The 23,874-nt window shown below is 61.6% G+C and carries 28 protein-coding genes; 20 read left to right on the forward strand and 8 right to left on the reverse strand.

Annotation, left to right across the window (positions count from 1 at the left end):
* Positions 1-36 precede the first annotated feature (36 nt).
* The 9 genes from hemQ (at position 37) to ACOH1Z_RS08015 (ending at position 7,237) form a co-directional block, all read left to right on the forward strand.
* Positions 37-717, forward strand: a complete 681-nt coding sequence (gene hemQ / locus ACOH1Z_RS07975; RefSeq protein WP_449647906.1) for a hydrogen peroxide-dependent heme synthase — start codon at positions 37-39, stop codon at positions 715-717.
* The gene (locus ACOH1Z_RS07980) at positions 714-1,883 is read left to right on the forward strand and encodes a ferrochelatase (RefSeq protein ID WP_449647907.1); all 1,170 of its coding nucleotides are present in this window, start codon (positions 714-716) and stop codon (positions 1,881-1,883) included. Before hemQ ends, ACOH1Z_RS07980 begins: the two co-directional genes overlap by 4 nt.
* Positions 1,880-2,794, forward strand: coding sequence for a hydroxymethylbilane synthase (hemC, locus tag ACOH1Z_RS07985; protein ID WP_449647908.1), 915 nt, complete (start codon positions 1,880-1,882; stop codon positions 2,792-2,794). Before ACOH1Z_RS07980 ends, hemC begins: the two co-directional genes overlap by 4 nt.
* Complete coding sequence (hemB, locus tag ACOH1Z_RS07990; protein WP_449647909.1) at positions 2,791-3,786, forward strand: porphobilinogen synthase; 996 nt, start codon at positions 2,791-2,793, stop codon at positions 3,784-3,786. The genes hemC and hemB overlap by 4 nt, the downstream gene beginning before the upstream one ends.
* The gene (gene hemL, locus ACOH1Z_RS07995) at positions 3,783-5,192 is read left to right on the forward strand and encodes a glutamate-1-semialdehyde 2,1-aminomutase (protein WP_449647910.1); all 1,410 of its coding nucleotides are present in this window, start codon (positions 3,783-3,785) and stop codon (positions 5,190-5,192) included. The genes hemB and hemL overlap by 4 nt, the downstream gene beginning before the upstream one ends.
* A 217-nt stretch (positions 5,193-5,409) precedes the next feature.
* Positions 5,410-5,778: a YtxH domain-containing protein gene (locus ACOH1Z_RS08000; RefSeq protein ID WP_449647911.1), complete on the forward strand. Its 369-nt coding sequence runs from the start codon at positions 5,410-5,412 to the stop codon at positions 5,776-5,778.
* Positions 5,779-5,785: 7 nt separating this feature from the next.
* Entirely contained in the window at positions 5,786-6,214 is a 429-nt protein-coding gene (locus ACOH1Z_RS08005; protein ID WP_449647912.1) for a phage holin family protein, read from the forward strand.
* Positions 6,214-6,441 carry a DUF3618 domain-containing protein gene (locus tag ACOH1Z_RS08010; protein ID WP_449647913.1) on the forward strand — a complete coding sequence of 76 codons (228 nt, stop codon included), beginning with the start codon at positions 6,214-6,216 and terminating at the stop codon, positions 6,439-6,441. Before ACOH1Z_RS08005 ends, ACOH1Z_RS08010 begins: the two co-directional genes overlap by 1 nt.
* Positions 6,442-6,484: 43 nt before the next feature.
* On the forward strand, positions 6,485-7,237 hold the full coding sequence (locus ACOH1Z_RS08015) for a uroporphyrinogen-III synthase (protein ID WP_449647914.1): 753 nt from the start codon (positions 6,485-6,487) through the stop codon (positions 7,235-7,237).
* Between the two features lie 38 nt (positions 7,238-7,275).
* On the opposite strand, the gene ACOH1Z_RS08020 is transcribed toward ACOH1Z_RS08015, so the two are convergent.
* The 5 genes from ACOH1Z_RS08020 to ACOH1Z_RS08040 are packed head-to-tail and all read right to left on the reverse strand — an operon-like array spanning position 7,276 to position 11,108.
* A complete protein-coding gene (locus ACOH1Z_RS08020; RefSeq protein ID WP_449647915.1) occupies positions 7,276-7,683 on the reverse strand; it encodes a DUF1304 domain-containing protein in 408 nt (135 codons plus the stop codon).
* 43 nt (positions 7,684-7,726) lie between these two features.
* Positions 7,727-8,716: an MDR family oxidoreductase gene (locus ACOH1Z_RS08025; RefSeq protein ID WP_449647916.1), complete on the reverse strand. Its 990-nt coding sequence runs from the start codon at positions 8,714-8,716 to the stop codon at positions 7,727-7,729.
* 44 nt (positions 8,717-8,760) lie between these two features.
* Positions 8,761-9,786 carry a 6-phosphofructokinase gene (locus ACOH1Z_RS08030; protein ID WP_449647917.1) on the reverse strand — a complete coding sequence of 342 codons (1,026 nt, stop codon included), beginning with the start codon at positions 9,784-9,786 and terminating at the stop codon, positions 8,761-8,763.
* 53 nt (positions 9,787-9,839) lie between these two features.
* Positions 9,840-10,727 carry an oxygen-dependent tRNA uridine(34) hydroxylase TrhO gene (gene trhO, locus ACOH1Z_RS08035; RefSeq protein WP_449647918.1) on the reverse strand — a complete coding sequence of 296 codons (888 nt, stop codon included), beginning with the start codon at positions 10,725-10,727 and terminating at the stop codon, positions 9,840-9,842.
* Between the two features lie 9 nt (positions 10,728-10,736).
* Positions 10,737-11,108, reverse strand: coding sequence for a hypothetical protein (locus ACOH1Z_RS08040; protein WP_449647919.1), 372 nt, complete (start codon positions 11,106-11,108; stop codon positions 10,737-10,739).
* 262 nt (positions 11,109-11,370) lie between these two features.
* On the opposite strand from ACOH1Z_RS08040, the gene ACOH1Z_RS08045 reads away from it, so the two are divergent.
* From ACOH1Z_RS08045 to ACOH1Z_RS08070, 6 genes are all read left to right on the forward strand, one after another.
* Positions 11,371-12,624, forward strand: a complete 1,254-nt coding sequence (locus tag ACOH1Z_RS08045) for an ABC transporter substrate-binding protein (protein ID WP_449648214.1) — start codon at positions 11,371-11,373, stop codon at positions 12,622-12,624.
* Between the two features lie 152 nt (positions 12,625-12,776).
* Complete coding sequence (locus ACOH1Z_RS08050; RefSeq protein WP_449647920.1) at positions 12,777-13,751, forward strand: carbohydrate ABC transporter permease; 975 nt, start codon at positions 12,777-12,779, stop codon at positions 13,749-13,751.
* Positions 13,748-14,593: a carbohydrate ABC transporter permease gene (locus ACOH1Z_RS08055; protein ID WP_341953371.1), complete on the forward strand. Its 846-nt coding sequence runs from the start codon at positions 13,748-13,750 to the stop codon at positions 14,591-14,593. Before ACOH1Z_RS08050 ends, ACOH1Z_RS08055 begins: the two co-directional genes overlap by 4 nt.
* Before the next feature lie 38 nt (positions 14,594-14,631).
* A complete protein-coding gene (locus ACOH1Z_RS08060) occupies positions 14,632-16,047 on the forward strand; it encodes a GH1 family beta-glucosidase (protein ID WP_449647921.1) in 1,416 nt (471 codons plus the stop codon).
* Between the two features lie 55 nt (positions 16,048-16,102).
* The gene (locus ACOH1Z_RS08065; RefSeq protein WP_449647922.1) at positions 16,103-17,131 is read left to right on the forward strand and encodes a LacI family DNA-binding transcriptional regulator; all 1,029 of its coding nucleotides are present in this window, start codon (positions 16,103-16,105) and stop codon (positions 17,129-17,131) included.
* A 63-nt stretch (positions 17,132-17,194) separates the two neighbouring features.
* Entirely contained in the window at positions 17,195-18,130 is a 936-nt protein-coding gene (locus tag ACOH1Z_RS08070; RefSeq protein WP_449647923.1) for a DNA-3-methyladenine glycosylase family protein, read from the forward strand.
* Between the two features lie 34 nt (positions 18,131-18,164).
* On the opposite strand, the gene ACOH1Z_RS08075 is transcribed toward ACOH1Z_RS08070, so the two are convergent.
* Both ACOH1Z_RS08075 and ACOH1Z_RS08080 read right to left on the reverse strand, forming a co-directional pair.
* Positions 18,165-18,317, reverse strand: a complete 153-nt coding sequence (locus ACOH1Z_RS08075) for a hypothetical protein (RefSeq protein ID WP_449647924.1) — start codon at positions 18,315-18,317, stop codon at positions 18,165-18,167.
* Positions 18,314-18,913: a helix-turn-helix domain-containing protein gene (locus ACOH1Z_RS08080; protein WP_449647925.1), complete on the reverse strand. Its 600-nt coding sequence runs from the start codon at positions 18,911-18,913 to the stop codon at positions 18,314-18,316. Before ACOH1Z_RS08080 ends, ACOH1Z_RS08075 begins: the two co-directional genes overlap by 4 nt.
* Positions 18,914-19,073: 160 nt before the next feature.
* Between ACOH1Z_RS08080 and ACOH1Z_RS08085 the strand changes: the two genes are divergently transcribed.
* The 5 genes from ACOH1Z_RS08085 (at position 19,074) to ACOH1Z_RS08105 (ending at position 22,814) form a co-directional block, all read left to right on the forward strand.
* Entirely contained in the window at positions 19,074-19,982 is a 909-nt protein-coding gene (locus ACOH1Z_RS08085; RefSeq protein ID WP_449647926.1) for an endonuclease/exonuclease/phosphatase family protein, read from the forward strand.
* Positions 19,983-20,050: 68 nt separating this feature from the next.
* Positions 20,051-20,599, forward strand: a complete 549-nt coding sequence (locus ACOH1Z_RS08090) for an acyl-CoA thioesterase (protein WP_449647927.1) — start codon at positions 20,051-20,053, stop codon at positions 20,597-20,599.
* Between the two features lie 81 nt (positions 20,600-20,680).
* On the forward strand, positions 20,681-21,406 hold the full coding sequence (locus tag ACOH1Z_RS08095; protein ID WP_449647928.1) for a response regulator transcription factor: 726 nt from the start codon (positions 20,681-20,683) through the stop codon (positions 21,404-21,406).
* Entirely contained in the window at positions 21,403-22,371 is a 969-nt protein-coding gene (locus ACOH1Z_RS08100) for a sensor histidine kinase (protein WP_449647929.1), read from the forward strand. The genes ACOH1Z_RS08095 and ACOH1Z_RS08100 overlap by 4 nt, the downstream gene beginning before the upstream one ends.
* A gap of 101 nt (positions 22,372-22,472) precedes the next feature.
* Positions 22,473-22,814, forward strand: a complete 342-nt coding sequence (locus ACOH1Z_RS08105) for a hypothetical protein (protein WP_449647930.1) — start codon at positions 22,473-22,475, stop codon at positions 22,812-22,814.
* A gap of 72 nt (positions 22,815-22,886) precedes the next feature.
* Here ACOH1Z_RS08105 and ACOH1Z_RS08110 read toward each other — a convergent pair whose 3' ends face one another.
* Positions 22,887-23,780, reverse strand: a complete 894-nt coding sequence (locus ACOH1Z_RS08110) for a LysR family transcriptional regulator (protein WP_449647931.1) — start codon at positions 23,778-23,780, stop codon at positions 22,887-22,889.
* Positions 23,781-23,874 lie beyond the last annotated feature (94 nt).

Here is a 23,874-nt window from a genome sequence, read left to right on the forward strand (position 1 = left end):
GTATTTTCCCAGTTTGCCCAGAAGGCACGGGAGAGAATGGAAGACATGACTGACGTCGACAATGCCACCGAAGTTTTGGGCTACACCCTGTGGGCGGTGTTCCGTCGCGACCCACACCGTGCTGCTCCTACCGGGGGCCTTGCTGCTGCCGTTGCCGCTGTTGAAGCGCGCGGTGTCACCGTTCGCGGTTTCTATGATGTGTCTGGCATGCGGGCTGACGCCGACATCATGATTTGGCTGCACGGTAACAACCCGGAGAACATTCAGTGGGCTCTGCGTGAGTTGCGCCGCAGCGAGCAGCTCTCGACCCTGCTTCCCACGTGGAACGCGATGGGCGTGCACCGCGACGCTGAGTTCTCGAAGAGTCACATGCCGGCATTTATGCGGGGCAAGGAGCCAGAGGCGTGGCTCACCGTGTACCCGTTCGTGCGCAGTTACGAGTGGTACCTGTTGCCCGAAGCCGAACGCAGCAAGATGTTGCGCGACCACGGCATCAAGGGTTCCGAGATGCCTCAGGTTCTCGCCAACACCGTCGCGAGCTTTGCACTCGGCGACTACGAGTGGATGCTCGCGCTCGAAGCTCCAGAACTCGTTGACTTGGTCGACCTCATGCGTCACTTGCGTCAAACGGATGCCCGCATGCACGTGCGTGAAGAGGTGCCGTTCTACACGGGCCGCCGCATCGCGCTTGAGCAAATTGCGGAGGTGTTGGCATGACCCGCATCCTTGCTGCAACGGATGCCGCAGCATCCGGCCCTGAACACGTCGAAGAAGCGGTTGCCTACGACGCTATTCTCCTCGCGAGCTTTGGCGGGCCTGAGGGTCAAGACGATGTCATCCCGTTCCTGCGGAATGTGACGCGCGGACGAGGTATTCCCGAGGAACGGCTCGAAGAGGTTGCTCACCACTACCGCGCGTTTGGCGGAGTGAGCCCTATCAACGACCAGAACCGTGAGCTGAAGGCGGCCCTTGAGGCTGAGCTCGCTCGCCGCGGAATTGACCTGCCGGTGCTGTGGGGAAACCGCAACTGGAATCCCTATCTCAGTGATGCCCTCACTGAAGCCAATGAGCGCGGGTATAAGAAGCTCATCGCCGTCGGCACGAGCGCCTACAGCTCGTATTCGAGCTGCCGTCAGTACCGCGAAGACTACGCAATCGCCCTCGAACAGACCGGCCTGCTCGGCACGATCCAAATTGACAAGGTTCGCCAGTTCTTCGACCACCCCGGCTTTGTGCAGCCATTCATTGATGGTGTTCGTGATGGTCTCGCGAAGGTCGCCGCTCAGGGCATTGCGCCCGACAAAACGCACGTACTCTTTGCCACGCACTCGATTCCGTCGACGGATGCCGCCAAGAGCGGTCCAGAGTCACGTGGCTTCGGCGAGGGTGGCGCGTATGCCGCGCAGCACCTCGCTGTCTCCGAAGTTGTCATGGCGGCGCAGGCGGCCGATTCGCCAGACACACCGCAGCCAGCGCACAGTCTCGTGTACCAGTCGCGCAGTGGCCCGCCCTCGATGCCGTGGCTGGAGCCAGACATCAACGATGCGATTGATGCGCTCGCCGCCGGTGGTAGTGAAGCGGTCGTTATTGTGCCGGTCGGCTTCATTTCCGACCACATGGAAGTGAAGTGGGATCTCGATACGGAGGCGCTAGAAACTGCGGGAGGCCACAATATGTTTGCCGTCCGCGTTCCGACGCCTGGCGTGCATCCGGCGTTCGTCACGGGTCTTGTTGACCTCGTGTTGGAACGTCGCGATGGAGTGCCGGCGGCAGATCGCCCCGCACTGACCACACTCGGCCCTTGGTATGACGTCTGTCGTCCCGGGTGCTGTGAGAATGTGCGGCTCGGCTTCAAACCGGCAGCCGCGGGGGTAGCACCGTGACCGTTATTCGCATTGGAACGCGGGGGAGCACCCTCGCGATGGCTCAAACCACCACGGTGGCACGCGCGCTCGAAAGCAAGACCGGCGTCGAGACGGAAATCATCCCGATCTCGACTCAGGGTGACCGCTCGACGGAGTCACTCTCGACGATTGGCGGTCAAGGGGTATTCGCGAACGCTCTTCGTGACGCACTCCTCGCTGGCGAGTGTGACGTCGTTGTCCACTCGTTGAAAGACTTGCCGACGACTGACGTTCCCGGCCTCACGATCGCCGCGGTGCCGAAACGCGCCGACGAACGTGACGTGCTGTGTGCCCGCGACGAGCTCACCCTGGAGACGCTTCCTGCTGGCGCTCGGGTCGGAACCGGTTCGCCGCGCCGCCAAGCACAGCTGCGTTCGCGGTTCCCTGACCTTGACGTTGTCGACCTGCGAGGCAACATCGATTCCCGCCTAGCCAAAGTCACCGACGGGCACCTCGATGCCGTGATCCTTGCCGCCGCTGGACTTGATCGTGCTGGCCGCGCCGCCGCCATCACCGAATACCTAGGCATCGCAGGCTGGCCAACCGCACCCGGGCAGGGCGCCCTAGCCATCGAAACCCGCACCGGCGAAGAGAAACTTGCCGCCGTGCTCGACCACAAACCGAGCCGCACCAAGACCAACGCCGAACGCTACGTTCTCGCTTTCCTCGACGCCGGATGCTCGGCTCCCCTCGGAGCCCACGCCGTCATCGACGATGGCCTCCTGTTTCTGGATGCGCGGGTCTACGCCCTCGATGGCTCCCGCTACCTCACCAGCTCGCACGCGCTGTACGTCAACGATGTCGAAGACCCAGCGCGCGAGGTTGCACAGCGAGTCGCCGACGAACTGCTGGCACAGGGCGCTGGGGATCTCACGGGAGCACGAGCGTGATCATCCGCCCCCGCCGTTTGCGGTCAAGCCCGGCGATGCGTCGACTGGTCGCCGAAAATCGCACGCACCCCAGCCAACTCATTCTGCCGATGTTTGTGCGCGAAGGGTTGAGCGAGCCGGTGCCGATTAGCTCGATGCCCGGCGTGCAGCAGCACTCGCTCGACTCGATGCGTCGCGCCATTGCCGAAGCCGCCGAACTGGGGATCGGTGGCGTCATGCTGTTCGGCGTTCCCGAGAAGAAGGATGCCGAGGGTTCAGGAGCAATCGACCCGCACGGAATCCTCAACGTCGCCACGCGCGCGGCTGTCGCTGAAGCCGGTGACGCCCTCGTGGTGCAAACCGATCTCTGCTTGGACGAATTCACCGACCACGGTCACTGCGGAGTACTGCGCAAGCGCACCAACCTCGCGACGGGCGTGACCGAGCTCATCGTCGATAATGATGCCTCACTTGAGCGCTACCGCGAGATGGGGGTTGCTCAGGCCGAAGCCGGTTCGCAACTACTGGGGCTCAGCGGAATGATGGATGGTCAGGTTGCTGCCGTGCGCGACGCGCTCGACGACGCCGGCCACACCGACACCCCCTTGCTCGGTTACGCCGCCAAGTACGCCTCAGCGTTCTACGGGCCGTTCCGTGAAGCCGTGCAGTCCTCGCTCGAGGGTGACCGTCGTGCCTACCAACAGAATCCAGCCAACCGCCGTGAAGGCATCCGCGAAGTGGAACTCGACATCGACGAGGGTGCCGACATTGTGATGGTCAAACCGGCTATGAGCTTCCTTGACGTGCTCGCTGACGCCAGCGCCGTCAGCAGCGTGCCCGTGTGGGCGTACCAAGTCTCCGGCGAATACTCGATGATCGAGGCGGCCGCAGCCCACGGCTGGATCGACCGCCGCCGCGCGATCGAAGAATCAGTACTCAGCATCCAGAGGGCCGGCGCCGAAGCGGTGCTCACCTACTACGCAACAGAACTTGCAGAATGGCTACGCCGATGAGCACGAGCACGTCCACGACTGGCAATCCGACCACATCCCCCGCGCCTGGCGCTCCGACCACCAACCAGGAGTCGTTCGACCGCGCTCGCGGCGTGCTGCCCGGCGGAGTCAACTCTCCCGTGCGCGCTTTCGGCTCGGTCGGCGGAACACCTCGCTTCTATGTGAAGGCGTCCGGCTCGTACGTGACGGATGTTGAGGGCCACTCCTACATCGACCTCGTCAACTCCTGGGGCCCTGCCATCCTCGGCCACGCTCATCCCGAAGTGATCGACGCCGTTCAGCAGGCTGCGTCGCGCGGGCTCGGCTTTGGAGCATCCACTCCCGCCGAGACCGAGCTCGCCGAGCTCGTGCGCGCCCGCATCAGCGTCGGGGGAGTGAGCCCGATCGAACGCTTGCGCCTCGTTTCCACCGGCACCGAAGCGACCATGACGGCCATCCGTTTGGCTCGCGGTGCCACCGGTCGGCGCCTGCTCGTGAAGTTCGCCGGGCACTACCACGGTCACTCCGACGGGCTTCTGGCTGAAGCCGGTTCTGGTCTCGCCACGCTCTCGATGCCCGGCTCAGCCGGAGTCACCGCCGAGACCGCGGCCCAAACGCTCGTCATCGAATACAACAACGTTGCCGCCCTCGAGCAGGTCTTTGCCGAACACGGTCACGACATCGCTGGCATCATCTTTGAGGCCGCCGCCGCGAATATGGGCGTTCTTGCCCCGCAGCCCGGCTTCAACGAAACCATCGTGCGCATCGCCCACGAACACGGCGCTCTCGCCATCAGCGACGAAGTTCTCACGGGCTTCCGCGTTGACCCCGCCGGCTACTGGGGCTTGGATGCTCGCGCCGCCGCCGCAGCAAACCCCGACGCCCCTGATGCCCGCTGGGTTCCCGACCTCTTCACCTTTGGCAAAGTCATCGGTGGAGGGATGCCGTTGGCCGCTCTGGGCGGGTCGGCTCGCATCATGGAGTTGCTGGCTCCTCTCGGCCCCGTCTACCAAGCAGGCACCCTGAGCGGAAACCCCGTCGCCGTCGCCGCTGGCCTCGCTACGCTTCGGCTCGCAGACGACGCCGTGTATTCGCGGCTCAACCAGGTTGCCGACACCCTCTCGACCGAAACGTCTGCCGCGCTCTCCGCCGAGGGTGTTGAGCATGTTGTGCAGCACGCGGGCAACCTGTTCTCGTTCGCGTTCACTGCGGATGCTCCACTCAACTTCGCGGCTGTGAAAGCTCAGCAGGGCTACCGCTACGCGCCCTTCTTCCACTCGATGTTGGAGTCGGGGGTGTCATTGCCTCCGAGTGTGTTTGAGGCGTGGTTTGTTTCGGCAGCCCACGACGATGGCGTGGTCTCGAAGATCGTGGAAGCACTGCCCGCCGCCGCGAAGGCTGCCGCCGCGGCATCCGCCCCGCAGTAGTCCGATTCCGCACTGACCCCGCACCGACAGACGCTGACTGCTCGCGAAACTTGCCGCAGCTCAACTGGAAAGTCTGTGTGAGTTCTGGGTGCATCCCTATGCCAATCTGAGAATATGCCGCAGAATGGCTACTTGCGTTAGCAGCAAATCCTGATTACGGCCTGCAGCTATCGCGAGTATGTTGGAAGAACTAACCGGCAACGAAATGGAGTTCACCATGAAGGGCAAGATCCTCCTAGTAGTAGGACTCGGCATCGGCTACGTGCTGGGCACCCGCGCTGGCCGCGAAAAGTACGAAAAGATCAAGGCCACGGCGAACAAGCTGTGGAACGATCCCCGCATTGCGGAGCAGCGCCACAATGCTGAAGACTTTGTGAAAGACAAGGCCCCGGATGTTGCGGAGTTCCTCGCAGACGGTGCCAAGAAGGTCGTCAAGCAGGTCGCGAGCAGCAAGAGCAACAGCAAGACTTCGTCGGCCAAGTCGACAACCACCAGCAGTGCTGCCACTAAGCCTGCCGCAAAGAAGCCTGCCGCCAAGAAATCTTCGTCAACGGCATCTTCGACGAAGTCCACAAACTCGAAGTAGGGCTGCCATGTACGGTGAATCACCGAAAACAGACCAGCAGCGCGAACCGAAACGTTCGCTAGCGGCCCTCATCGCCGATGTACCTCGCCTCCTTGGCGAGCTCGTTCGCGGAGAGATCGAGTCGCTCAAGAACGAAATAGTTGGCAAGCTCAAGAACGCCGGAATTGGCATTGTCCTGTTCGCGGGAGCCGCATTCTTTGCACTCTTCGCGCTCATGGTGCTCATCGCGGCAGCCGTCCTCGGCTTTGCTGAGGTCATGCCTGCGTGGGCGGCCGCCTTGGTTGTCGCCGGCGTCCTGCTGGTCATCGTGGCAATTCTCGTGCTGATTGGTGTTTCTCTCGTCAAAAAGGGCACCCCACCGGCACCCACCGAAACGATCGAAAGTATTAAGAGCGATGTTCGTGCCATCAAAGGCACCCGAAAGCGGAGGTCATAATGTCTGACAAAGCAAGCGATAACATTGAGCAGGCCCGCGCTGAACTTGAGCGCACCCTCGACGCCATCGAAGATAAGTTCAACGTCGGCAAGCGTGTCGACGAAGTAGCAACCCGTGTGCGCAGCTCCTACGAGAGCAACCCAATCCCGTGGATTGTTGGTGCAGCGGCCGCAGCAGTGTCGGTTGTTGCCGTCGTTGCGTGGGCTATTTTGAGCGACGACGACTGACTCGATTAGCGTCTGACTCCCCAACAGGTGGAGTATAGAGAGCATGGCAAGCAAAGCACTCGATGGTTTGCGCGTGCTCGTTCCACGCGGAGGCAATTGGGGCGACAGCGTCGCAGCATTACTGAGGGATCACTCAGCAATTCCGGTGATCGCTCCGCTCATCAATTTCGCACCCTCTGAGAACGTTCCGGCGCTCGCAAACGCGTTCCACGAACTCAACGATGGACAGTTTGATTGGATCGCGGTCACCAGCGCAACGACCGTCGATGTACTCAGTGTCAGCGGTGTGAAGATCCCCGAGCGCACCAAAATTGCTGCCGTGGGGGAGACGACTGCTGGGGCCTTGAGCCTTGCGGGCCATCGCGTAGATTTCGTTCCCGAACTCGATAACTCGGGTCGCGGTCTCGTCAAAGAGTGGCCGGATCGCACTCCGGGTCTTCGCGTTTTGACTCCGCAATCCAATCTTGCCGACACCACACTGCCCGACGGCCTTGGTGCGCTCGGCATCGAGGTTGTCAGCGTCTCCGCTTACAGCACGGTCGGCGTGCCCGTTACCGACCATGTACGTGAGGATGTTGCATCCGGTCGCATCTCTGCGGTGCTGGTCAGTTCTGGCTCAGTTGCCCGCCAGGTGGCCGAGCAACTAGCCCCGTTGCCCGAAACCACTATCGTGGCGTGCATCGGGCCCCGCACAGCTTTTGACGCTCGTGCTGCGGGCCTCACCGTTCACGTGATCGCCGAAACCCGATCGAGTGAATCGCTCGTTGACGCTCTTGCGGAGTATCTGAACCGCTAGTTCGGTAGAGCTCGCTACGCGACTCGCTTGGTGACTTTCTAAGCCACCGTGAGGGCGAGAACGAGGAAGATGATGCCCAGCAGCGGCGGAACTCCCTGAATTGCTGCCGCGCGTGCCAGCTTCGGTTGAGACGTGATGAGCACCACCGCGGCGAGCAGCATGCTGAGAGTCGCGAACATTGCGAGAGCAATACCCGCCGGCCACAGGTTGAGTGACCCCATCATGACGAGTCCAGTTCCGGCTCCGAGAGCAAGAAAAGCGTTGTAGAAGCCTTGGTTGTAGGCCCACGGCTTGATGATCGCGGCCTCCTCAGCCGTGCGAACACCGAAGGTTTTCTGCACGCGCGTTTTGTGCCACAGCACGCTCTCCATGAAGAAGATCATGATGTGGATGAGGGCGGCGAGAAAAACAAACGTGGAGCCGAGGATGGCGAAGGCACTGTTCATACCCGGAAGTCTGGCACAGGGCGGGTGGGCGTGTGTGCTGGTTCTAAGCGTGCACGTCAACCACGGTGCGGCCACGAGTGCGCCCGGCGATGATGTCTTCTCCAGCGGCGATGGTTTCACTCAGTCCGATCACGGATGTTGTTCCCTCGAGAATGCCGAGGTCGAGATCACGTTCGAGTCGACTCCACGCTTCGAGTCGCAGCTCGCGCGGGGTGAAAACAGAGTTGATGCCGACGAGGCTCACGCCGCGAAGGATGAAGGGCATCACGCTCGTGTGCAGGTCGCTCGATTGGGCATTGCCGCATGCGGTCACCGTTCCGCCGTACTGGGTGGCGGCGATTGCGGAGGCGAGGGTGGTGCCGCCGACGGCATCAATGGCGCCGTTCCAGCGCTGCTTCATGAGCGCTCGAGGTTCGGCGCTGAGCTCGGCTCGATCGATGATCGTTGTCGCCCCTAGGCGGCGCAGGTATTCGTGTTCGCTCTCCCGACCGGTGGATGCCGTTACGGTGAATCCGAGTCGGCTGAGCAGCGCGATCGCGATCGAACCAACACCACCAGCGGCCCCGGTGACGAGAACGTCTCCCGTGACGCCGCCGCGTTCGATGGCGAGCACGGAGAGCATTGCAGTGAACCCAGCAGTGCCGATTGCCGCTGCTTGTTTGTTGCTGATTCCTTCAGGGACGGGGATGACCCAGTCGCCGGGAACACGAGCGCGTTCAGCGAAACCACCATGGTGGGTTTCACTCAAGCCGCAGCCGTTGACAAGGACCCGCTGACCAGTATAAAAACGTGAATCATCTGATGCCGAAACGACGCCGACGAGGTCGATCCCGGCGATCAGGTGTGGCTCGCGAACGATGCCTGGCCTGCCCGTGAGTGCGATGCCGTCTTTGTAGTTCAAGCTTGAGAACTCGACATCGATCGTGACGTCGCCGGGCATCAGGATGCTGTCATCCAGTTGCTCAGAAAGCTCAACGTGTGCTGGAGCTTTGGGGTCGGACTCGTTTTTGGTTACTTCAATTCCACGCCACATAACGCCAGCCTAGAACGGCCGGCTGTATTGTGCCTCGGTGCTTTCTAGCCGAAGAGGATCGATGCCTCGTCGTAGCGTGACTGCGGAACGGTGTTGAGTTTGCCGAGGGCATCCTCGAAGGCAACGTTGGTGATCTCGGTTCCCCGCAGCGACACCATGCGACCCCAGCGGCCGTGAATGACGGCGTCGACTGCCGCCATGCCGTAGCGAGTGGCGAGCACGCGGTCGTAGGCGCTTGGTGTTCCCCCACGCTGGATGTGACCGAGAGTCGTCGACCGAGTTTCGAGTCCGGTGAGAGCTTCAATCTCTGGCGCAAGCATGTCGCCGATTCCGCCAAGGCGGGGGCGCCCAAACGCATCGAGGCCACGTTCGGAGTGTGCATCGTCCATGGTGTCGAGGGTGAAACCTTCGGCAACGACGACGAGTGGTGCACGGCCACGGTCGCGGGCGGAGGAAACCCATTCCACGATCTGTTCCATGCTGGTTTTCTGTTCGGGGATGAGGATGGCGTGAGCGCCGGCAGCCATTCCCGAGTGCAGGGCGATCCAGCCAACGTGGCGGCCCATGACTTCGGCGACCATGCAGCGACCGTGCGAGTCACCGGTGGTGCGGAGGCGGTCCATGGCGTCGGTGGCGATCTGCGTGGCAGTGTCAAAGCCGAACGTGTAGTCGGTGGCGGAAAGGTCGTTGTCTACCGTCTTGGGGACTCCGACGATCTTGATGCCGGCATCCGTCAACCGTTTGGCGGCAGCGAGGGTGCCTTCTCCGCCGATGGCGATGAGCGAGTCAACTCCGAGGCGTTCCATGTTTTCGCGCACAGTTTCTGCGCCGTCGGTGCCTTCGAAGGGGTTGGTGCGGGAGGTGCCAAGAATGGTGCCGCCCTGTTTGGAGATGCCTTGGATGTCTTTGCGAGCCAGGGGCATCGCGTCGCCTTCGACGACTCCCCGCCAACCGTCGCGAAAGCCGACGAACTCCTTGTTGTAGACCTGAGTGCCTTTGAGCACTACGCCGCGAATGACCGCGTTCAGTCCGGGGCAGTCGCCACCGCTGGTCAGGATCCCAATCTTCATGGAACTATCATGGCGCATCTTGGCCGCAACGCGAGCCACGGGGTGTTCGGTGGTTAGGCGACAGTCTCTGAGACGGTGAACGGATGCGCGGCACACGCCACACTGTCGGCATGCTCGTCGCACACGACGAACTGTTCGCGGCAGGCCGGGTTGTGGCAGTTCTCGATGCGCTTGGTGGCGGCACCGCACTGGTAGCAGGCGCCGATTGCTTTCGTGTCTGCCGTGAAGTCGATGGCCATGCGCTTGTCAAAAACGTAGAGCGAACCGTTCCACAGGCCGGAGTCGCCGAATTTTTCGCCGTAGCGAACGATGCCGCCATCGAGTTGGTAGACCTCGCCGAATCCTCGGCTGCGCATAAGGGAGGAGAGCACTTCACAGCGGATGCCGCCAGTGCAGTAGGTGACGATCGGTGTGTCTTTGAGGTGGTCGTATTTGCCGCTGTCGAGTTCGGCGACGAAGTCACGGGTGGTGTCAACATCCGGAACTATCGCATTGGTGAATTTGCCAATCGCGGCCTCGATGGGATTGCGACCGTCAAAGAAGGTGACCTCTTTGCGAGCAACGAGCTCGTGGAGTTCTTCTGGGCTGAGCTTCGTGCCGCCGCCCACGACACCGTTCTCGTCGACCCGCAGTTCGCCTGGAGCACCAAAGCTGACGATCTCGTCTCGCACTTTCACGCTGAGCTTCGGAAAGTCGCCACCGATGCCTTCGCTCCATTTGAAGTCAATGTTCTTGAACGCGGGGTAGTCACGCGTTTTGCGAATGTAGCGCTTCACATCTTTCAGCTCGCCGCCGACGGTGCCATTCATGCCGTCTTTGGAGAGGATGATGCGACCGCCAAGCCCGAGGGACTCACAGAGGTCGCGCTGCCACAGCCGCACAGCCTCCGGATCGGCCAGCGGCGTGAACACATAGAAGAGAAGGATCTTAGTAACAGCCACGGGGCAAGTTTACGGCTGTTCGCTGGGTGTGGCTTCGGCAAGCATCGCGGCGTACTGCTGGCGCAGGTAGTTGGGTCGGGTGAGGTCGCGTGACACGAACTGCCAGTAGGTGAGTTGTGCCTCAGGAAAGATGACGACCCACAGCGACGCTGCGTACAGGCTGCCGGCGCCGGCCATGGCGAGAATGAACGAGAGCGTTGCGGCGAAGCTCAGCCAGGGTGTGAGTTCTTGGTTCAGCTGAATCCCCGGCCAGATCGCGACGCAAGCGAGCAAGACGAAGACGCCGACCATGGGCAGTACTCGCACACGGGGCACGTAGGCGCTCGCCGTGAGAACGCCAAGGCTGGCACCAATGACGAGCATCCCGAGAATCCATATCATGAGCCTGACTCTACTTCAGGGGCGCTTTGTGGTCTAGGGCTTACGACCTTTGCGCTCACCGTCGTAGAGCAGTGCGGATTGAGCGTGCGTGAGAGCGCTCTCTTGACAACAGCATCAACGGTGGCTTAGGGTAACTCTCACACTCGTGAGAGCGCTCTCACAGAATTTCAGCAGAGCGATACGAGGATCACCACATCCCATCTAGGCACCACCCGCACGTACACACAAAGGAGTGACCGTGAAGCGTTTCCCGCGCACCAAAATGGCTGCAGTCGTAGCCGGCGCAGCATCCATCGCCCTCATCACCACAGGCTGTTCGGCAGGCACCGACTCAGGTTCGTCGGCCGGCGGTGACGTCACACTGACCGTCGCCACGTTCAACGAATTCGGGTACGACGACCTCTTCGCAAAGTACGAAGAAGCCAACCCGAACGTGACCATCAAGCACAAGAAAGCCGCAACCTCGAACGAGGCGCGCGACAACCTCACAACCCGCCTCGCAGCAGGTAGTGGGCTCAGTGACGTCGAAGCCATCGAAGTCGACTGGCTGCCCGAACTCTTGCAGTACTCGGACCAGTTCATCGACTTGGCTTCGGCAGACGTCGACGGTCGCTGGCTGGACTGGAAAGAAAAGGCTGCAACGGATGCCGACGGCCGCCTCATCGGCTATGGCACCGACATCGGACCTGAGGCCGTCTGCTACCGTTCCGACCTCTTCGAAGCAGCTGGACTGCCGACCGATCGCGCTGAAGTTGCCGACTTGCTCGGCACAAGCTGGGACAGCTACTACGCTGCCGGCGAGAAGTTCGCATCAGCTGGTACGAACGTCCCGTGGTTCGACTCGGCCGGAGCAACCTGGCAGGGTGTCGTCAACCAGCTCGAAAACGCCTACGAAGAAAATGACGGTACCGTCATTGCCACCGAGAACCCCGAAGTGCGCCAAGCCTACGACGATGTTCTCAACGCAAGCGGCACCCTATCCGCGCACCTCTCACAGTGGAGCGACGACTGGACCGCAAGCTTCCAGAATGACGGCTTCGCGACCATGCTCTGCCCGGGTTGGATGCTTGGCGTAATCTCCGGAAACGCCGACGGCGTCGCTGGATGGGACATCGCAGACACCTTCCCCGGTGGCGGCGGCAACTGGGGCGGCTCGTACTTGACCGTTCCGACTCAGTCGAAGAACCAAGAAGAAGCGCAGAAGCTTGCAGCGTGGCTCACTGCCCCTGAGCAGCAGCTCAGTGCGTTTGCTTCGAAGGGAACCTTCCCGAGCCAGATCGACGCTCTTGCGAGCGACGAACTCCTCGGAGCGACCAACGAGTTCTTCAACGACGCGCCGACTGGTGAGATCCTCGCCAACCGGGCCGCAGCCGTCTCTGTAACACCGTTCAAGGGCGCGAAGTACTTCGCCATCAACGACGCCATGCAACAGGCGATCACTCGGGTTGAAGATGGCCTGATGTCGGCTGATGAGTCGTGGGCTCAGTTCGAGACCGACGTAAAGTCGCTCGGCTAACGAGAAACAACTCGGTGGTCGGGCTTCGGGCAAGTCTCGATGGCTCGACCACCGCTTCTCGAACAGCGTGCCAAACCACCACTGCTCAACCTCCGTGCCGTCGGCACCTGGCCACTACTGCGCCCCACCACCGCGAAACGTAAGGACAACCGATGACCGCCGCGATCGACGTGGATGCCCGGAGCCTCCGCCGCATTGCCCGCAATCACCGTCTCAGCCGGTGGGATGTGCGCTTCTCCCCGTACCTCTACATTTCGCCCTTCTTCATTCTGTTTGCGCTGGTCGGTCTTTTCCCCCTGCTGTACACGGCTTGGGTCTCGGTGCACGACTGGAACCTGATCGGCGGTCAAGGCGACTTTGTCGGCATTGACAATTACGTCACCGTACTCAGCCAGCCGTACTTCTGGACCTCGCTGCGCAACACCTTCAGCATCTTCCTCTTCTCCAGCGTTCCGCAGGTACTTATCGCGATGGGCATCGCCGCCTTCCTCGACTACAACTTGCGTGCGAAGACTCTGTGGCGCATGGGCGTGCTCCTGCCCTACGTCGTCGCCCCTGTCGCGGTCGCCCTCATCTTCAGTAACCTTTTTGGGGATCGATTCGGACTGATCAACGAACTCCTCGGTGGCATTGGCATCGACGCAATCCGGTGGCATGTCGATGTCATCCCGAGCCACCTTGCGATCGCCACCATGGTCAACTTTCGTTGGACCGGCTACACCACTCTCATCTTCCTTGCCGCTATGCAGGCGATTCCCCGCGACTACTATGAGGCCGCGATCATCGATGGTGCCAATCGACTGCGCACTTTCTGGTCGATCACTGTTCCGCTACTGCGCCCCGTGATCATCTTCGTCATCATCACCTCCACCATCGGCGGACTGCAGATCTTTGACGAGCCTCGGATGTTTGACCAAGCGGGCCAAGGCGGAGCCAACCGACAGTGGCAGACGCTCACTCTCTACATTTATGAGCTCGGGTGGGGCCAGCGCAACTTCGGCCGTGCTTCGGCCGTAGCCTGGCTGCTCTTTCTCGTGATTATTGTGATCGCCATTCTGAACTTCGTGATCACCCGCAGAATTGCCGGCTCCACTGAACGACGTATCCGGACGAAGGGCAAGCGATGAAAAAGAAGCAACAGGCAGGCGGCCACGATCGGCGCCCCGGGTTCTGGGTCTACGGAATCCTGATTGCTGTGCTCTTCGGCTCCGCTTTTCCGATCTGGTGGTCGTTCTTGATCGGCAGTCAAGATGCTGCCGCTATCAACAAGAACGGCATCAACTGGATTCCGGGCGGCAACTTCCTCGCCAACGCCGCCAAGGTGATCGACACTGTCCCGTTCTGGACAGCGCTCATGAACAGCATCATTGTCTCTTCCAGCGTCGCGCTCAGTGTCGTGGTGTTCTCGACCCTCGCAGGCTATGCCTTCGCGAAGCTGAAGTTTCGCGGGAGGGAGGGTCTGCTGATCTTCGTCATCGCGACGATGGCCGTGCCGACGCAACTGGGCATCGTTCCCCTGTTCATCGTCATGTCCCGCCTGGGTTGGACGGGAAGCCTCTGGGCTGTCATCGCTCCTGCGATGGTTACGGCATTCGGCGTGTTCTGGATGACCCAGTACTTGCGCGATGCGCTGCCCGACGAGCTCATTGAGGCGGTGCGCATGGATGGGGCATCCATGATCGGTAGCTTCTGGTACGTCGGCCTCCCTGCCGCACGCCCGGCCGCTGCAATGCTGGCGCTGTTCACCTTCATTGCAACGTGGACGAACTTCTTTTGGCCGTTCATCGTTCTCGACCCTGGCAACCCGACGTTGCCGGTCGCGCTGCAGCAGTTGCAGGCTGCCTACTACGTCGACTACTCGCTTGTACTTTCCGGCGTCGTGCTCTCGATCATCCCGCTGGTCCTCGTCTTCATCTTCCTTGGCAAGCAACTGGTTGCCGGAATCATGCAGGGCGCGGTCAAGGGATGACCGTGCAGGAGTTTTCAACAGTGACAAAGAATGAGGACATGACTATTTCAGACCCCCGCGCCTTCCCCGCAGGATTCCTCTTTGGTGCGGCGACTGCTGCCTACCAAATTGAGGGCGCGACCCATGAGGATGGTCGAACAGATTCGATCTGGGATACTTTCAGTCGCGTTCCCGGGGCCGTGATCAATGGGGAAAGTGGCGAGATCGCGTGCGATCACTACCACCGCTATCGCGACGATGTGGCTCTGATGAAGGACTTGGGGCTGCAGACCTATCGCTTCTCAACGTCGTGGTCGCGAGTGCAACCTGACGGCGGTCCGGTCAATCCGAAGGGGATTGATTTCTATTCGCGTCTCGTCGATGAGTTGCTTTCTGCGGGCATCAAGCCGTGGCTGACGCTGCACCACTGGGACCTCCCGCAGGCGCTCGAGGAAAAGGGCGGCTGGGCTAATCGCGACACGTCATACCTTTTCCGTGACTATGCACTCAACGTGCACGATGCCCTCGGCGACCGTGTTGACGTGTGGACGACGCTCAATGAGCCGTGGTGCTCCTCCTTCCTCAGCTACACCGCCGGCGTTCATGCCCCCGGACGCCAAAGCAAGCAAGCCGGGCTCGCCGCCGGCCACCACCTCCTGCTGGGTCACGGTCTTGCGGTTGAAGCGCTGCGGGAACGCAACCCCAAGCTCGAGCTCGGCATCACACTCAACCTGACTGTTGCGAAGCCCGTCGACCCCGCTAGCCCCGGTGATGTTGATGCTGCCCGTCGCATCGATGGACAGTTCAACCGGTTCTTCCTTGACCCCATTTTTCGCGGTGCGTACCCTGACGATCTGCTACAGGACGTTGCTGGGCTTGGTCTCACCGACGTCATTCACGACGGCGACCTCGCCCAGATCGCGCAACCGATCGACGCTTTGGGCGTGAATTATTATCACGGCGAGTTGGTCAGCGACCGGCCAGCCGAGCATCCGCTTCTGGGGGAAGCCCCCACCGACCGGGCAACGAGCTCTCCGTTCCCCGCTGCCGATGGTGTCTACAACCACCCGCAGGGACTCCCGCTCACCGCGATGAACTGGGAAGTTCAGCCTGACGGACTGCGCGAGCTCTTGGCTCGAGTCGACAGCGAATACGCTCGGCCGTCAGGCACGAAGCTCTACGTCACCGAAAATGGTGCTGCCTACGACGACACCATTGACGCAGATGGTGGCGTGCGGGATGTCGAGCGAACCGAGTTCCTGCAGACACACTTGGGTGCCATCCTCGACGCCATCGCTGAAGGCGTTGACGTGCATGGCTACTTCTATTGGTCGCTGCTCGACAACTTTGAGTGGGCGTGGGGATACGAAAAGCGCTTCGGTATTGTGCGGGTCGACTACGTAACGCAAGAACGCACGATCAAGGACAGCGGGTTGGCGTACGCCAAGATCATTCGCGACCGGGCTCTCTCCTAAGGGGGAGTCCGCACTTATGGAGAGGGCATCTCGTGTGCACAAATAGACTGGGGTTATGACAGTCTCAGTGCGCCAGACGCGCCCTACGCAGCCCACCTTGGAAATGGTGGCTGCGGAGGCAGGGGTGTCGCGGGCGACCGTGAGTCGGGTGGTGAATGGATCGACGAAGGTGAACCCGGAGATCGTCGCCGCCGTAAATGCTGCTGTCGAACTTCTTCACTACCTGCCTAATCGGGCCGCTCGCTCGCTCGCGAACCGCCGAACTCAGGCACTTGCCCTCGTTGTCCCCGAGGATATGACCCGATTCTTTGGAGACCCGTACTTTGCGGCGATTGTTCAAGGGATCACTCGCCGCCTTGATGAGAGCGACTACACGCTTAATTTGCTCGTCGCATCAAGCGACCCTCAACACAAAACAATGCGTTATCTGCGCTCGGGCAGTGCTGACGGAGCCCTAATTATCTCGCACCACACCGGTGACGACTTCGTGGCCGAACTCGAAACAACAATGCCGGTTGTCTTCGGTGGGCGCCCTGAGGATGATGACAACACGGATGCCTATTTCGTCGACGTCGACAACGCCGAGGGTGCCGAGACGGGGACCCAACATCTTGTCGACATCGGTCGTCGTCGTATCGGCTCGATCACCGGACCGGTCGATATGTCTGCCGGGATTGACCGGTTCAATGGTTTCCTCCGCACTCTCACGCGTGCGGGTATCGCCACGGATGCAATCGAGCACGCCGACTTTTCGGTCGCCGGTGCCGCAGCGGCCACCCGCAAACTGCTCGAACGTTGCCCTGACATCGACGCCCTCTTTGTTGCGAGCGATCTCATGGCAACAGGGGTGCTTGACGTGCTGCGCGAACAGGGGAGGGTCGTACCGAGGGATGTTGCCATCGTGGGGTTTGATGACAGCCCGGCTGCGGCATCCGCTGCTGTGCCTCTCACGACGGTGAGTCAGCCGTCTGAGGAGATGGGCTTCGCGATGGCGGACACTCTGCTGCGACTGCTGAGTGGAGACACGACCGTTCCGCACCGCACCATCATGCCGACGTACCTTGTGGTGCGCGACTCGGCGTAGTTTCGCTGATTCGTGTTGGCCGACGCGTGAAGCGTTATCGGTGGCGGCGCGTAGCCTAGCTTTATGACTTTCGCGCGCTCCGCCGTCGAGCCTGTGCGCACGAGTTACGCACCAGGTCGTCCGGTTGACGTGCGCGCAACCCTGCAACCGCTCAAGCGTGGTGCTGGTGATCCGACGATGCAGACGGATACCGCGGGCACGTGGCGAACTATGCTCACGCCTGCTGGCCCGGCCACGCTTCTCCTCGTGCAACAACGATCGCACGTGGAGTGCACTGCGTGGGGTGCCGGAGCGGAGTGGGCGATTGACAGTGTCCCTGAGTTGCTGGGGGAGGGCGACGACTGGAGCGACTTCGATATCTCGGCGCTTCCGTTTGCTGCTGAGGCTCAGCGCCAGAACCCTGGGCTTCGGCTCACTCGCACGAAGCTCGTGTTTGAGGCACTCGTGATGGCAATTCTGGAGCAGAAAGTCACGGGCATTGAAGCGAAGCGGGGCTGGCGCATCCTCGTCACCAAGCATGGTTCACCGGCACCCGGTCCCGCCCCGGCCGGGATGCGCGTCGTGCCGCCGCCGCAGGGTTGGGCGCGGATTCCGTCCTGGGAGTGGCACCGCGCGGGAGTCGGGCCCCAGCGCTCGGCGACCGTGATGCGCGCGACGCAAGTGGCGGCATCCCTCGAGCGCACCGCCGACTGGGGGCGCGGCGGCCCGCGCATCGAAGCCGCGCTGCGATCAGTCGTGGGCGTCGGAGTGTGGACAGCCGCCGAAACCGCGCAGCGCTCGCACGCTGACCCCGACAGCCCGAGCGTCGGCGATTACCACCTTGCCGCGGTCGTCGGGTGGGCCCTCATTGGCGAACCCGTTGACGATGAGCGGATGCTCGAACTGCTCGAGCCCTGGCGCGGCCACCGTCAGCGGGTTGTGCGGCTCATCACGGCATCCGGGTTTCGCAAGCCAGCTTTCGGGCCGCGGATGACGATCCAGGATCACCGGGGGCACTAGAGGCACTCGGGAGACGCGCCACGCTACCGCGAGTTCAGTGCGGCAGTTCCATTTCTCGTTTCACGCCTGCCAGTGCCTCTGGGGCCAGTATCACCAGATCATCCCGACCAGTGGTGAGTGACAACGACTCTTCGCCGAGTAATTCTGTGATCTCGCTCGCATTGAGTTGACGGTAGCCGCCGCTCATGCGATCGCCCAGTCTTCAGCCCGCGAGAGGATGTTCTTGTTAAGGAACACCGGAGGTGTTCGCGCTCGCAGCCAGTCCCGAAATTCTGGACCGGGTTCGTCGCCGGGTGAGGTTTCATGGGGCAATGACGGTGCATCGAGCATCCATTGGGGTGGGGCTTGGCCCGCACGTTCAAGACCGTACGCAAAGGCGGTAGCGAGGAAGGTGTCCCAGAGGGGAATCCCGATCAGTCGAGACGGTTGCTCTGTGGCCCAGGCGGGGATGTGTTCACCGGTTTCGCCGGCGCGAATCAGGCGCCCGACGCCTTCGGTTAGATCTCTAATGGCCGACTCCGAGTCGCCTTTTCGCAGACTTCGCGCCATCGCCCGGGATACCGTCTCCGGCGAGAGCAATTGAGCTGTGCCTGTGGGCTGCGGGTTGATCGCCCATCCAGTGGCAGCGAGCAGGCTTTGCATGGTCGCCCAGGTCGGATCAATTTCTTCGTGCTCGATCCGGCTGATGGTCGACTGCGCGATACCGGCTCGGCGCGCGAGTGCGGCCTGGCTGATCCCCGCGCGAGTGCGAGCGGTACGGATCGTTTCGGCCGCGAGCGTCATCGGTTCTCCCATCTCGAGTCACGAGTACTGAGTTTCAGTGTAATACCGAACGTATGCGTATACGCATAGAATTCAAAATTCCGGATGCTGCGTAGGTGATCCCCATACGCGAGGTTGCGCGACCCCAACGAAACGCCAGACCACGCCCTAGGCTAGAACCATGGCGGGAATCACCACCCCACGGTCGAAGCACTTTTCTGCGCTCGCCCCAGAGCGCGAGCCCCGACTGGCGTTCCCTCCGCGCGGTAGCTCGCTGATCGGCCCCGTTGAGGCCCCCGGTCTGCATGTCATGACCTACAACATCCGCCGGCGCCTGCCCAAACTTATTCCACGTAACCCCGACCAGTGGCGGCACCGTCAGCCGCTGATGAGGCGCCTTCTCCTTGCCGAACAACCGGCGCTGCTCGGCGTGCAAGAAGCCCTCTTCACTCAGGCGCGGTTTGTGCACAAGGCGTTGGGCGAGCACTATCGTTCGCTCGGCCACGGTCGCGAAAAGAACACGGGTGGCGAAGGCTGCCCCATTTTTTATGACTCCCGTCGTCTGCAAGTGGTCGAATGGCGACAGTCCGCGCTCTCCGATACTCCGAATGTTCCGGGCTCGACCTCGTGGGGCAATCGCACCCCGCGCGTTGTGGTTGAAGCTATCTTCCGCGACCTCGCCACCGGCATCCACTTTCAGGCCGTGAACACGCATCTCGATCACCGTTCCCGCACCTCACGCCTTCGCTCGGCCGAAGCGTTAAGAAACATTGTGCAGTCGACACCGCATCCCACCATCATGACCGGCGATTTCAATACGGATGCTGACACTCACCCTTATGACCAGCTCACCGGTAACGGGCTGCTGGTCGATACCTGGAACACGGCCGAAGAGCGTCTCACTCAAGCGTGGGGAACGTTCCCCGATTACGGCCCGCCCAAGCGCAACCGCAAGCGAATCGACTGGGTTCTGGCAACGCCCGACGTGACCGTAATGCAGACAGGCATCAACGTCACCCGGTATTCCGGCGGGTGGCCGTCGGATCACGCACCGGTGCAGGCCGTTGTGCGTTTTGCCGGGGCAAAATAGGTCACCCCCACTAGAGCATCCCTACAAACGATTTACAATCTCGATCACGATTCACCTAATCTGGGCGAGTGAATCTGATCTTCCGCACCATCCTCCACCGCATCCTCAGCACGCGTCGTTCAGCGTTGGGCATCAGGGATGTCGGAAGCATGTCCTTCCGGGTGCTGCCGACCGACATTGATGTGCTCCGCCACATGAACAACGGTGTCTACTTCTCGATCATGGACATCGGCCGCATGGACCTCCTGATTCGTGCCGGCGGCTGGCAGAAGCTCTCCGCCAAGGGCTACTACCCGGTGATGGCGAACGAGACCATCAGTTTTCGCAAATCACTCGACCTGTGGAAAAAGTTTGACCTCGAAACGCGCGTCGTCGGGTACGACGAAAAAGCGGTTTACGTGGAGCAACGTTTCGTAGTTGGTGGCGAAATCTATGCCCAAGCAATGACCCGCGCCCGCTTCCTGAAGCGCTCCGGCGGCACCGTCAGTGTTGCCGAACTTCTCGACACCATCGGATGGGGTGGCGAACAGCCGGTGCTTCCCGAGTGGGTTCAGGAGTGGGCTGATCATGTTGCGCTGCCCGTCAGTCGCGCAGAAGCGCCGAGCATCTGGGAGTAGCCGCCGCCACACAGGTCGGCACGACCACTCTCACGTGGATCTCATTGAATCCGCGGTAGCCTCGGCGAAAGAGGGGCGGCTATGAAGGTATTGATCGTTGAGGATGATGTGCGCCTCGCTGATGTGATCCGTCGCAGCCTCGGCGAGGCCGGGTATGCGACCCACGTTGTGCACGATGCGCCTGGCGGTAGTGAAGCATTTGAGGTGGATGCTACCTACGACCTTGTGGTGCTCGATCTGATGCTTCCCGGGCTCAATGTCGCCGCCGACGAACCCGCAGGCATGGCGGTGTGCCGCCGCATCCGCGAACTCGACACCAACGTTCCGATACTTATGCTCACCGCCCTCGACGGGATGCGCACCAAAGTCGACGGACTCGATGCTGGCGCAGATGACTACCTTGTGAAGCCCTTCCATCTTGTGGAGTTGCTCGCACGAGTGCGCGCGTTGTTGCGTCGCTCCCCGCAGGCGCAACCCCCAGTGATTTCAGTGCGCGGCGTTGCGCTTGATGCATCGACTCGCACCGCCGAGCGAAATGGTCGGCGCATTCCGCTCACGGCCAAGGAGTTCGCCGTGCTCGAGTACCTCATGCGCAATGCCGGACGCATCGTGAGCAGCACCGAGCTCATTGACCACGCGTGGGATAGCAATTTCGAGGGATTCAGCAACGTCGTGCAGACGTACATTCGCTACCTGCGGCAGAAACTCACCGCTGGGGGAGAGCCAGATGTGATCGAGACGCGGCGTGGGTCGGGCTATGTGATTGAACAGAGTGAGTCAGTCGAAGGGGTGAGGGCTGACCGATGATTTTCCGCCGTGCGATTCGACGCCTCACGCTTACCTACACAGCGGTGCAGTTGGTGCTGTTTGGAGTGTTCGCGCTCGCGGTTTATTTCTATGTCACCGGCACCTTCGACTTTGACACCGCCGAAGTCCAGGGCGAGGGAGGTTTGGCGAGTGCAGAACAGAGTTTCGCGACACTGAAGAACGCACTGGTAGTTATCTACGCCGGCCTGCTGCTGGTCGTTCCGCTCACGAGCTGGCTGATGGCCCGCGCGGCGTTAGCCCCGGTGCGTCGCAGCTACGAACTCCAGCAACGGTTTGTCGATGGGGCATCTCACGAGATGCGCACGCCGCTTGCCGTCATTCAGGGTGAGCTTGAACTCGCCCTCACGCGTTCGCGAACTCCAACCGAATACGAGCGCGCCATCCGCGTGGCGGCCGACGCGACCGCAGGTTTGGTGCGGCTCACAAACGACCTGCTGCTCCTCTCGCGAGGCGAATCGCACGAGCTGGCCTTGGGGTTCTCCGAGATTGACCTCATTTCTCTGGTGTCGGATGCCGCAGCCGAAGCATCCGCTCGGCAACCCGCGCTCGCGCCTGTCGTCGTCGATTCGCCAGCAATTGACCTGGGCGGCGGTGGTGTTGGGCGCATCCGCGGGAGCGAAGAGCTGCTGGGTCGCGCAGTGAGCAACCTCATCGACAATGCGCGCAAATTCAGTGCCGCCGACGATGAGGTGCAGGTGAGCATCCGGTCGCTCGGAACGCACGCGGAAATTGAGGTCCGTGATGAAGGAATTGGGATGTCGACCGTCGAGCTCGCGCACGCACGCGATCGCTTCTGGCGGGCAGACGCTGCCCGAAACCGTGCAGGGCATGGTCTTGGGCTCGCTCTCGTCGACGAAATCGTCCGCGCGCACGGCGGCAGCCTAATTATCCGTTCAGAGCTGGGTGTCGGCACTGTCGCGATTGTGCGGATTCCTCTTCGGTGACTTCACAGGCTTATCCACTCTCATCCTGATCTCACGGGCCGATTCGTACCGTAGTTATGTGGCCGCGACACTGCTGCCCACACCGACGAAAGGATCTACTCATGGAGAAGAAGACCAAGGCTCTTGGTGGCGCGGGGCTCGCAATCGTGTTGGCGCTTGCCGGAGGAGCAACGCTCACCGCGGCGGCACAAGCCCCCGAGCCCAGCAGCCAAGTCCAACAGGCAGACACCGGCATCGAGGATGGCACCAACGACGGCGAGACCGCGGATGACACCGATGCTGTCGAGGTTGAAGACGGAATCAATGATGGCGAGATTGCTGACGATGGTGTCGAGGATGGCACTAACGACGGCGAGACGGCCGACGACGGTCCCGGTGCTCAGCACGAAGACACGACTGATGACGTGAATGGCGTCGAAGTTGAAGACGGCACCGCCGACTAGCCAGCTAGATCACCCACGCGGACGGGTCGCGCCTTCGGGTGCGGCCCGTTGTGTTGTGCGGTGACGCGAGAGCTATTCCGGAGCTAGCGCCTGAACGACCTCTTCGAGCACTTCGCGGCACGCGATGATCGATGGCCGGCTGACGCTCGAGTCGCGTACCGAGGTGAAGACCGTGCGGCGGGGGAGGCCCGGCATGGGGTGCAACTCAACGCTCGGAGTGCGGCTGCCCCACACGAGGCCAGGCAGGATTGCTGTCGCATGACCGGATTCGACGAGACGGATGTGGGCCTGAAGGTCGGCAGTTTCGAAGCGTACGTCGGGTTCGATTCCCGCTCGCCGGCACTGCTGTTCTGCCCAGTGGCGGGATGCGGTGCCGCGTGGCTCCATTACCCAAGAACTGCCGGCGGCTTCAGCGAGGGTCGTGATTCCGCTGGCGATGGGCACAGCGAGGGAGAGTTCGTCGGCGTAGAGGGGGATCATGTCGAGGTCAGGATGCCGGGGAGCAGCATGGCCGGGGTACTGTTCAGCGATCACGAGGTCGAACTCGCGCGTCCAGGTCTCGAAGAGCGCACTTTCGGGTTCGCGCTGAGTCATCTCGATGCGGAGCTGGGGGTATTCTCGGGCGATCACGCTGAGAGCTTGCGGAATGATGCCGAGGGCTGCGGACTGGAACACGGCGAGGCGCACGGTTCCGCGCACTTCAGTGAGAGAGGAGTGGATCTCCGCTTCCATCAGTTCGAGGCGCTCGAGGAGGGCAACAGTGTGCTCGACGAGGAGTTCTGCTTCCGGAGTTAATTGCACGCGACGACCCGCTTTAACCAGCAGAGGAACGCGAGCTTCTTCCTCCAAAAGGGCCAGTTGTTGGGACACCGCGGAGGGCGTATAACTCAGCGCGCTTGCGACGGCGGCGATGGTTCCGCGCAGTTTGAGTTCGCGCAAAAGTCGTAGTCGTCGAACGTCGAGCATTTCTCCTCCAATAGTTAACTAATTCTAAGGGATATCGTGCGAATTCCGTCGCTTTTGCTAAAGGCACCATGGGGCACACACTGAGAGTTCCAGC

Source organism: Rhodoglobus sp., assembly GCF_053580035.1.

Coding starts and splice junctions, on each gene's coding strand:
- ACOH1Z_RS08105 (WP_449647930.1), top strand. CDS start 22,473: ATGGAGAAGAAGACCAAGGCTCTTGGTGGCGCGGGGCTCGCAATCGTG.
- ACOH1Z_RS07980 (WP_449647907.1), top strand. CDS start 714: ATGACCCGCATCCTTGCTGCAACGGATGCCGCAGCATCCGGCCCTGAA.
- ACOH1Z_RS08020 (WP_449647915.1), bottom strand. CDS start 7,683: ATGAACAGTGCCTTCGCCATCCTCGGCTCCACGTTTGTTTTTCTCGCC.
- ACOH1Z_RS08005 (WP_449647912.1), top strand. CDS start 5,786: ATGTACGGTGAATCACCGAAAACAGACCAGCAGCGCGAACCGAAACGT.
- ACOH1Z_RS08025 (WP_449647916.1), bottom strand. CDS start 8,716: ATGTGGCGTGGAATTGAAGTAACCAAAAACGAGTCCGACCCCAAAGCT.
- ACOH1Z_RS08070 (WP_449647923.1), top strand. CDS start 17,195: ATGACTTTCGCGCGCTCCGCCGTCGAGCCTGTGCGCACGAGTTACGCA.
- ACOH1Z_RS08065 (WP_449647922.1), top strand. CDS start 16,103: ATGACAGTCTCAGTGCGCCAGACGCGCCCTACGCAGCCCACCTTGGAA.
- ACOH1Z_RS08000 (WP_449647911.1), top strand. CDS start 5,410: ATGAAGGGCAAGATCCTCCTAGTAGTAGGACTCGGCATCGGCTACGTG.
- ACOH1Z_RS08015 (WP_449647914.1), top strand. CDS start 6,485: ATGGCAAGCAAAGCACTCGATGGTTTGCGCGTGCTCGTTCCACGCGGA.
- ACOH1Z_RS08110 (WP_449647931.1), bottom strand. CDS start 23,780: ATGCTCGACGTTCGACGACTACGACTTTTGCGCGAACTCAAACTGCGC.
- ACOH1Z_RS08010 (WP_449647913.1), top strand. CDS start 6,214: ATGTCTGACAAAGCAAGCGATAACATTGAGCAGGCCCGCGCTGAACTT.
- ACOH1Z_RS08085 (WP_449647926.1), top strand. CDS start 19,074: ATGGCGGGAATCACCACCCCACGGTCGAAGCACTTTTCTGCGCTCGCC.
- ACOH1Z_RS08095 (WP_449647928.1), top strand. CDS start 20,681: ATGAAGGTATTGATCGTTGAGGATGATGTGCGCCTCGCTGATGTGATC.
- ACOH1Z_RS08100 (WP_449647929.1), top strand. CDS start 21,403: ATGATTTTCCGCCGTGCGATTCGACGCCTCACGCTTACCTACACAGCG.
- hemL (WP_449647910.1), top strand. CDS start 3,783: ATGAGCACGAGCACGTCCACGACTGGCAATCCGACCACATCCCCCGCG.
- hemQ (WP_449647906.1), top strand. CDS start 37: ATGGAAGACATGACTGACGTCGACAATGCCACCGAAGTTTTGGGCTAC.
- ACOH1Z_RS08055 (WP_341953371.1), top strand. CDS start 13,748: ATGAAAAAGAAGCAACAGGCAGGCGGCCACGATCGGCGCCCCGGGTTC.
- ACOH1Z_RS08045 (WP_449648214.1), top strand. CDS start 11,371: ATGGCTGCAGTCGTAGCCGGCGCAGCATCCATCGCCCTCATCACCACA.
- ACOH1Z_RS08050 (WP_449647920.1), top strand. CDS start 12,777: ATGACCGCCGCGATCGACGTGGATGCCCGGAGCCTCCGCCGCATTGCC.
- ACOH1Z_RS08030 (WP_449647917.1), bottom strand. CDS start 9,786: ATGAAGATTGGGATCCTGACCAGCGGTGGCGACTGCCCCGGACTGAAC.
- ACOH1Z_RS08040 (WP_449647919.1), bottom strand. CDS start 11,108: ATGATATGGATTCTCGGGATGCTCGTCATTGGTGCCAGCCTTGGCGTT.
- ACOH1Z_RS08080 (WP_449647925.1), bottom strand. CDS start 18,913: ATGACGCTCGCGGCCGAAACGATCCGTACCGCTCGCACTCGCGCGGGG.
- ACOH1Z_RS08060 (WP_449647921.1), top strand. CDS start 14,632: ATGACTATTTCAGACCCCCGCGCCTTCCCCGCAGGATTCCTCTTTGGT.
- ACOH1Z_RS08075 (WP_449647924.1), bottom strand. CDS start 18,317: ATGAGCGGCGGCTACCGTCAACTCAATGCGAGCGAGATCACAGAATTA.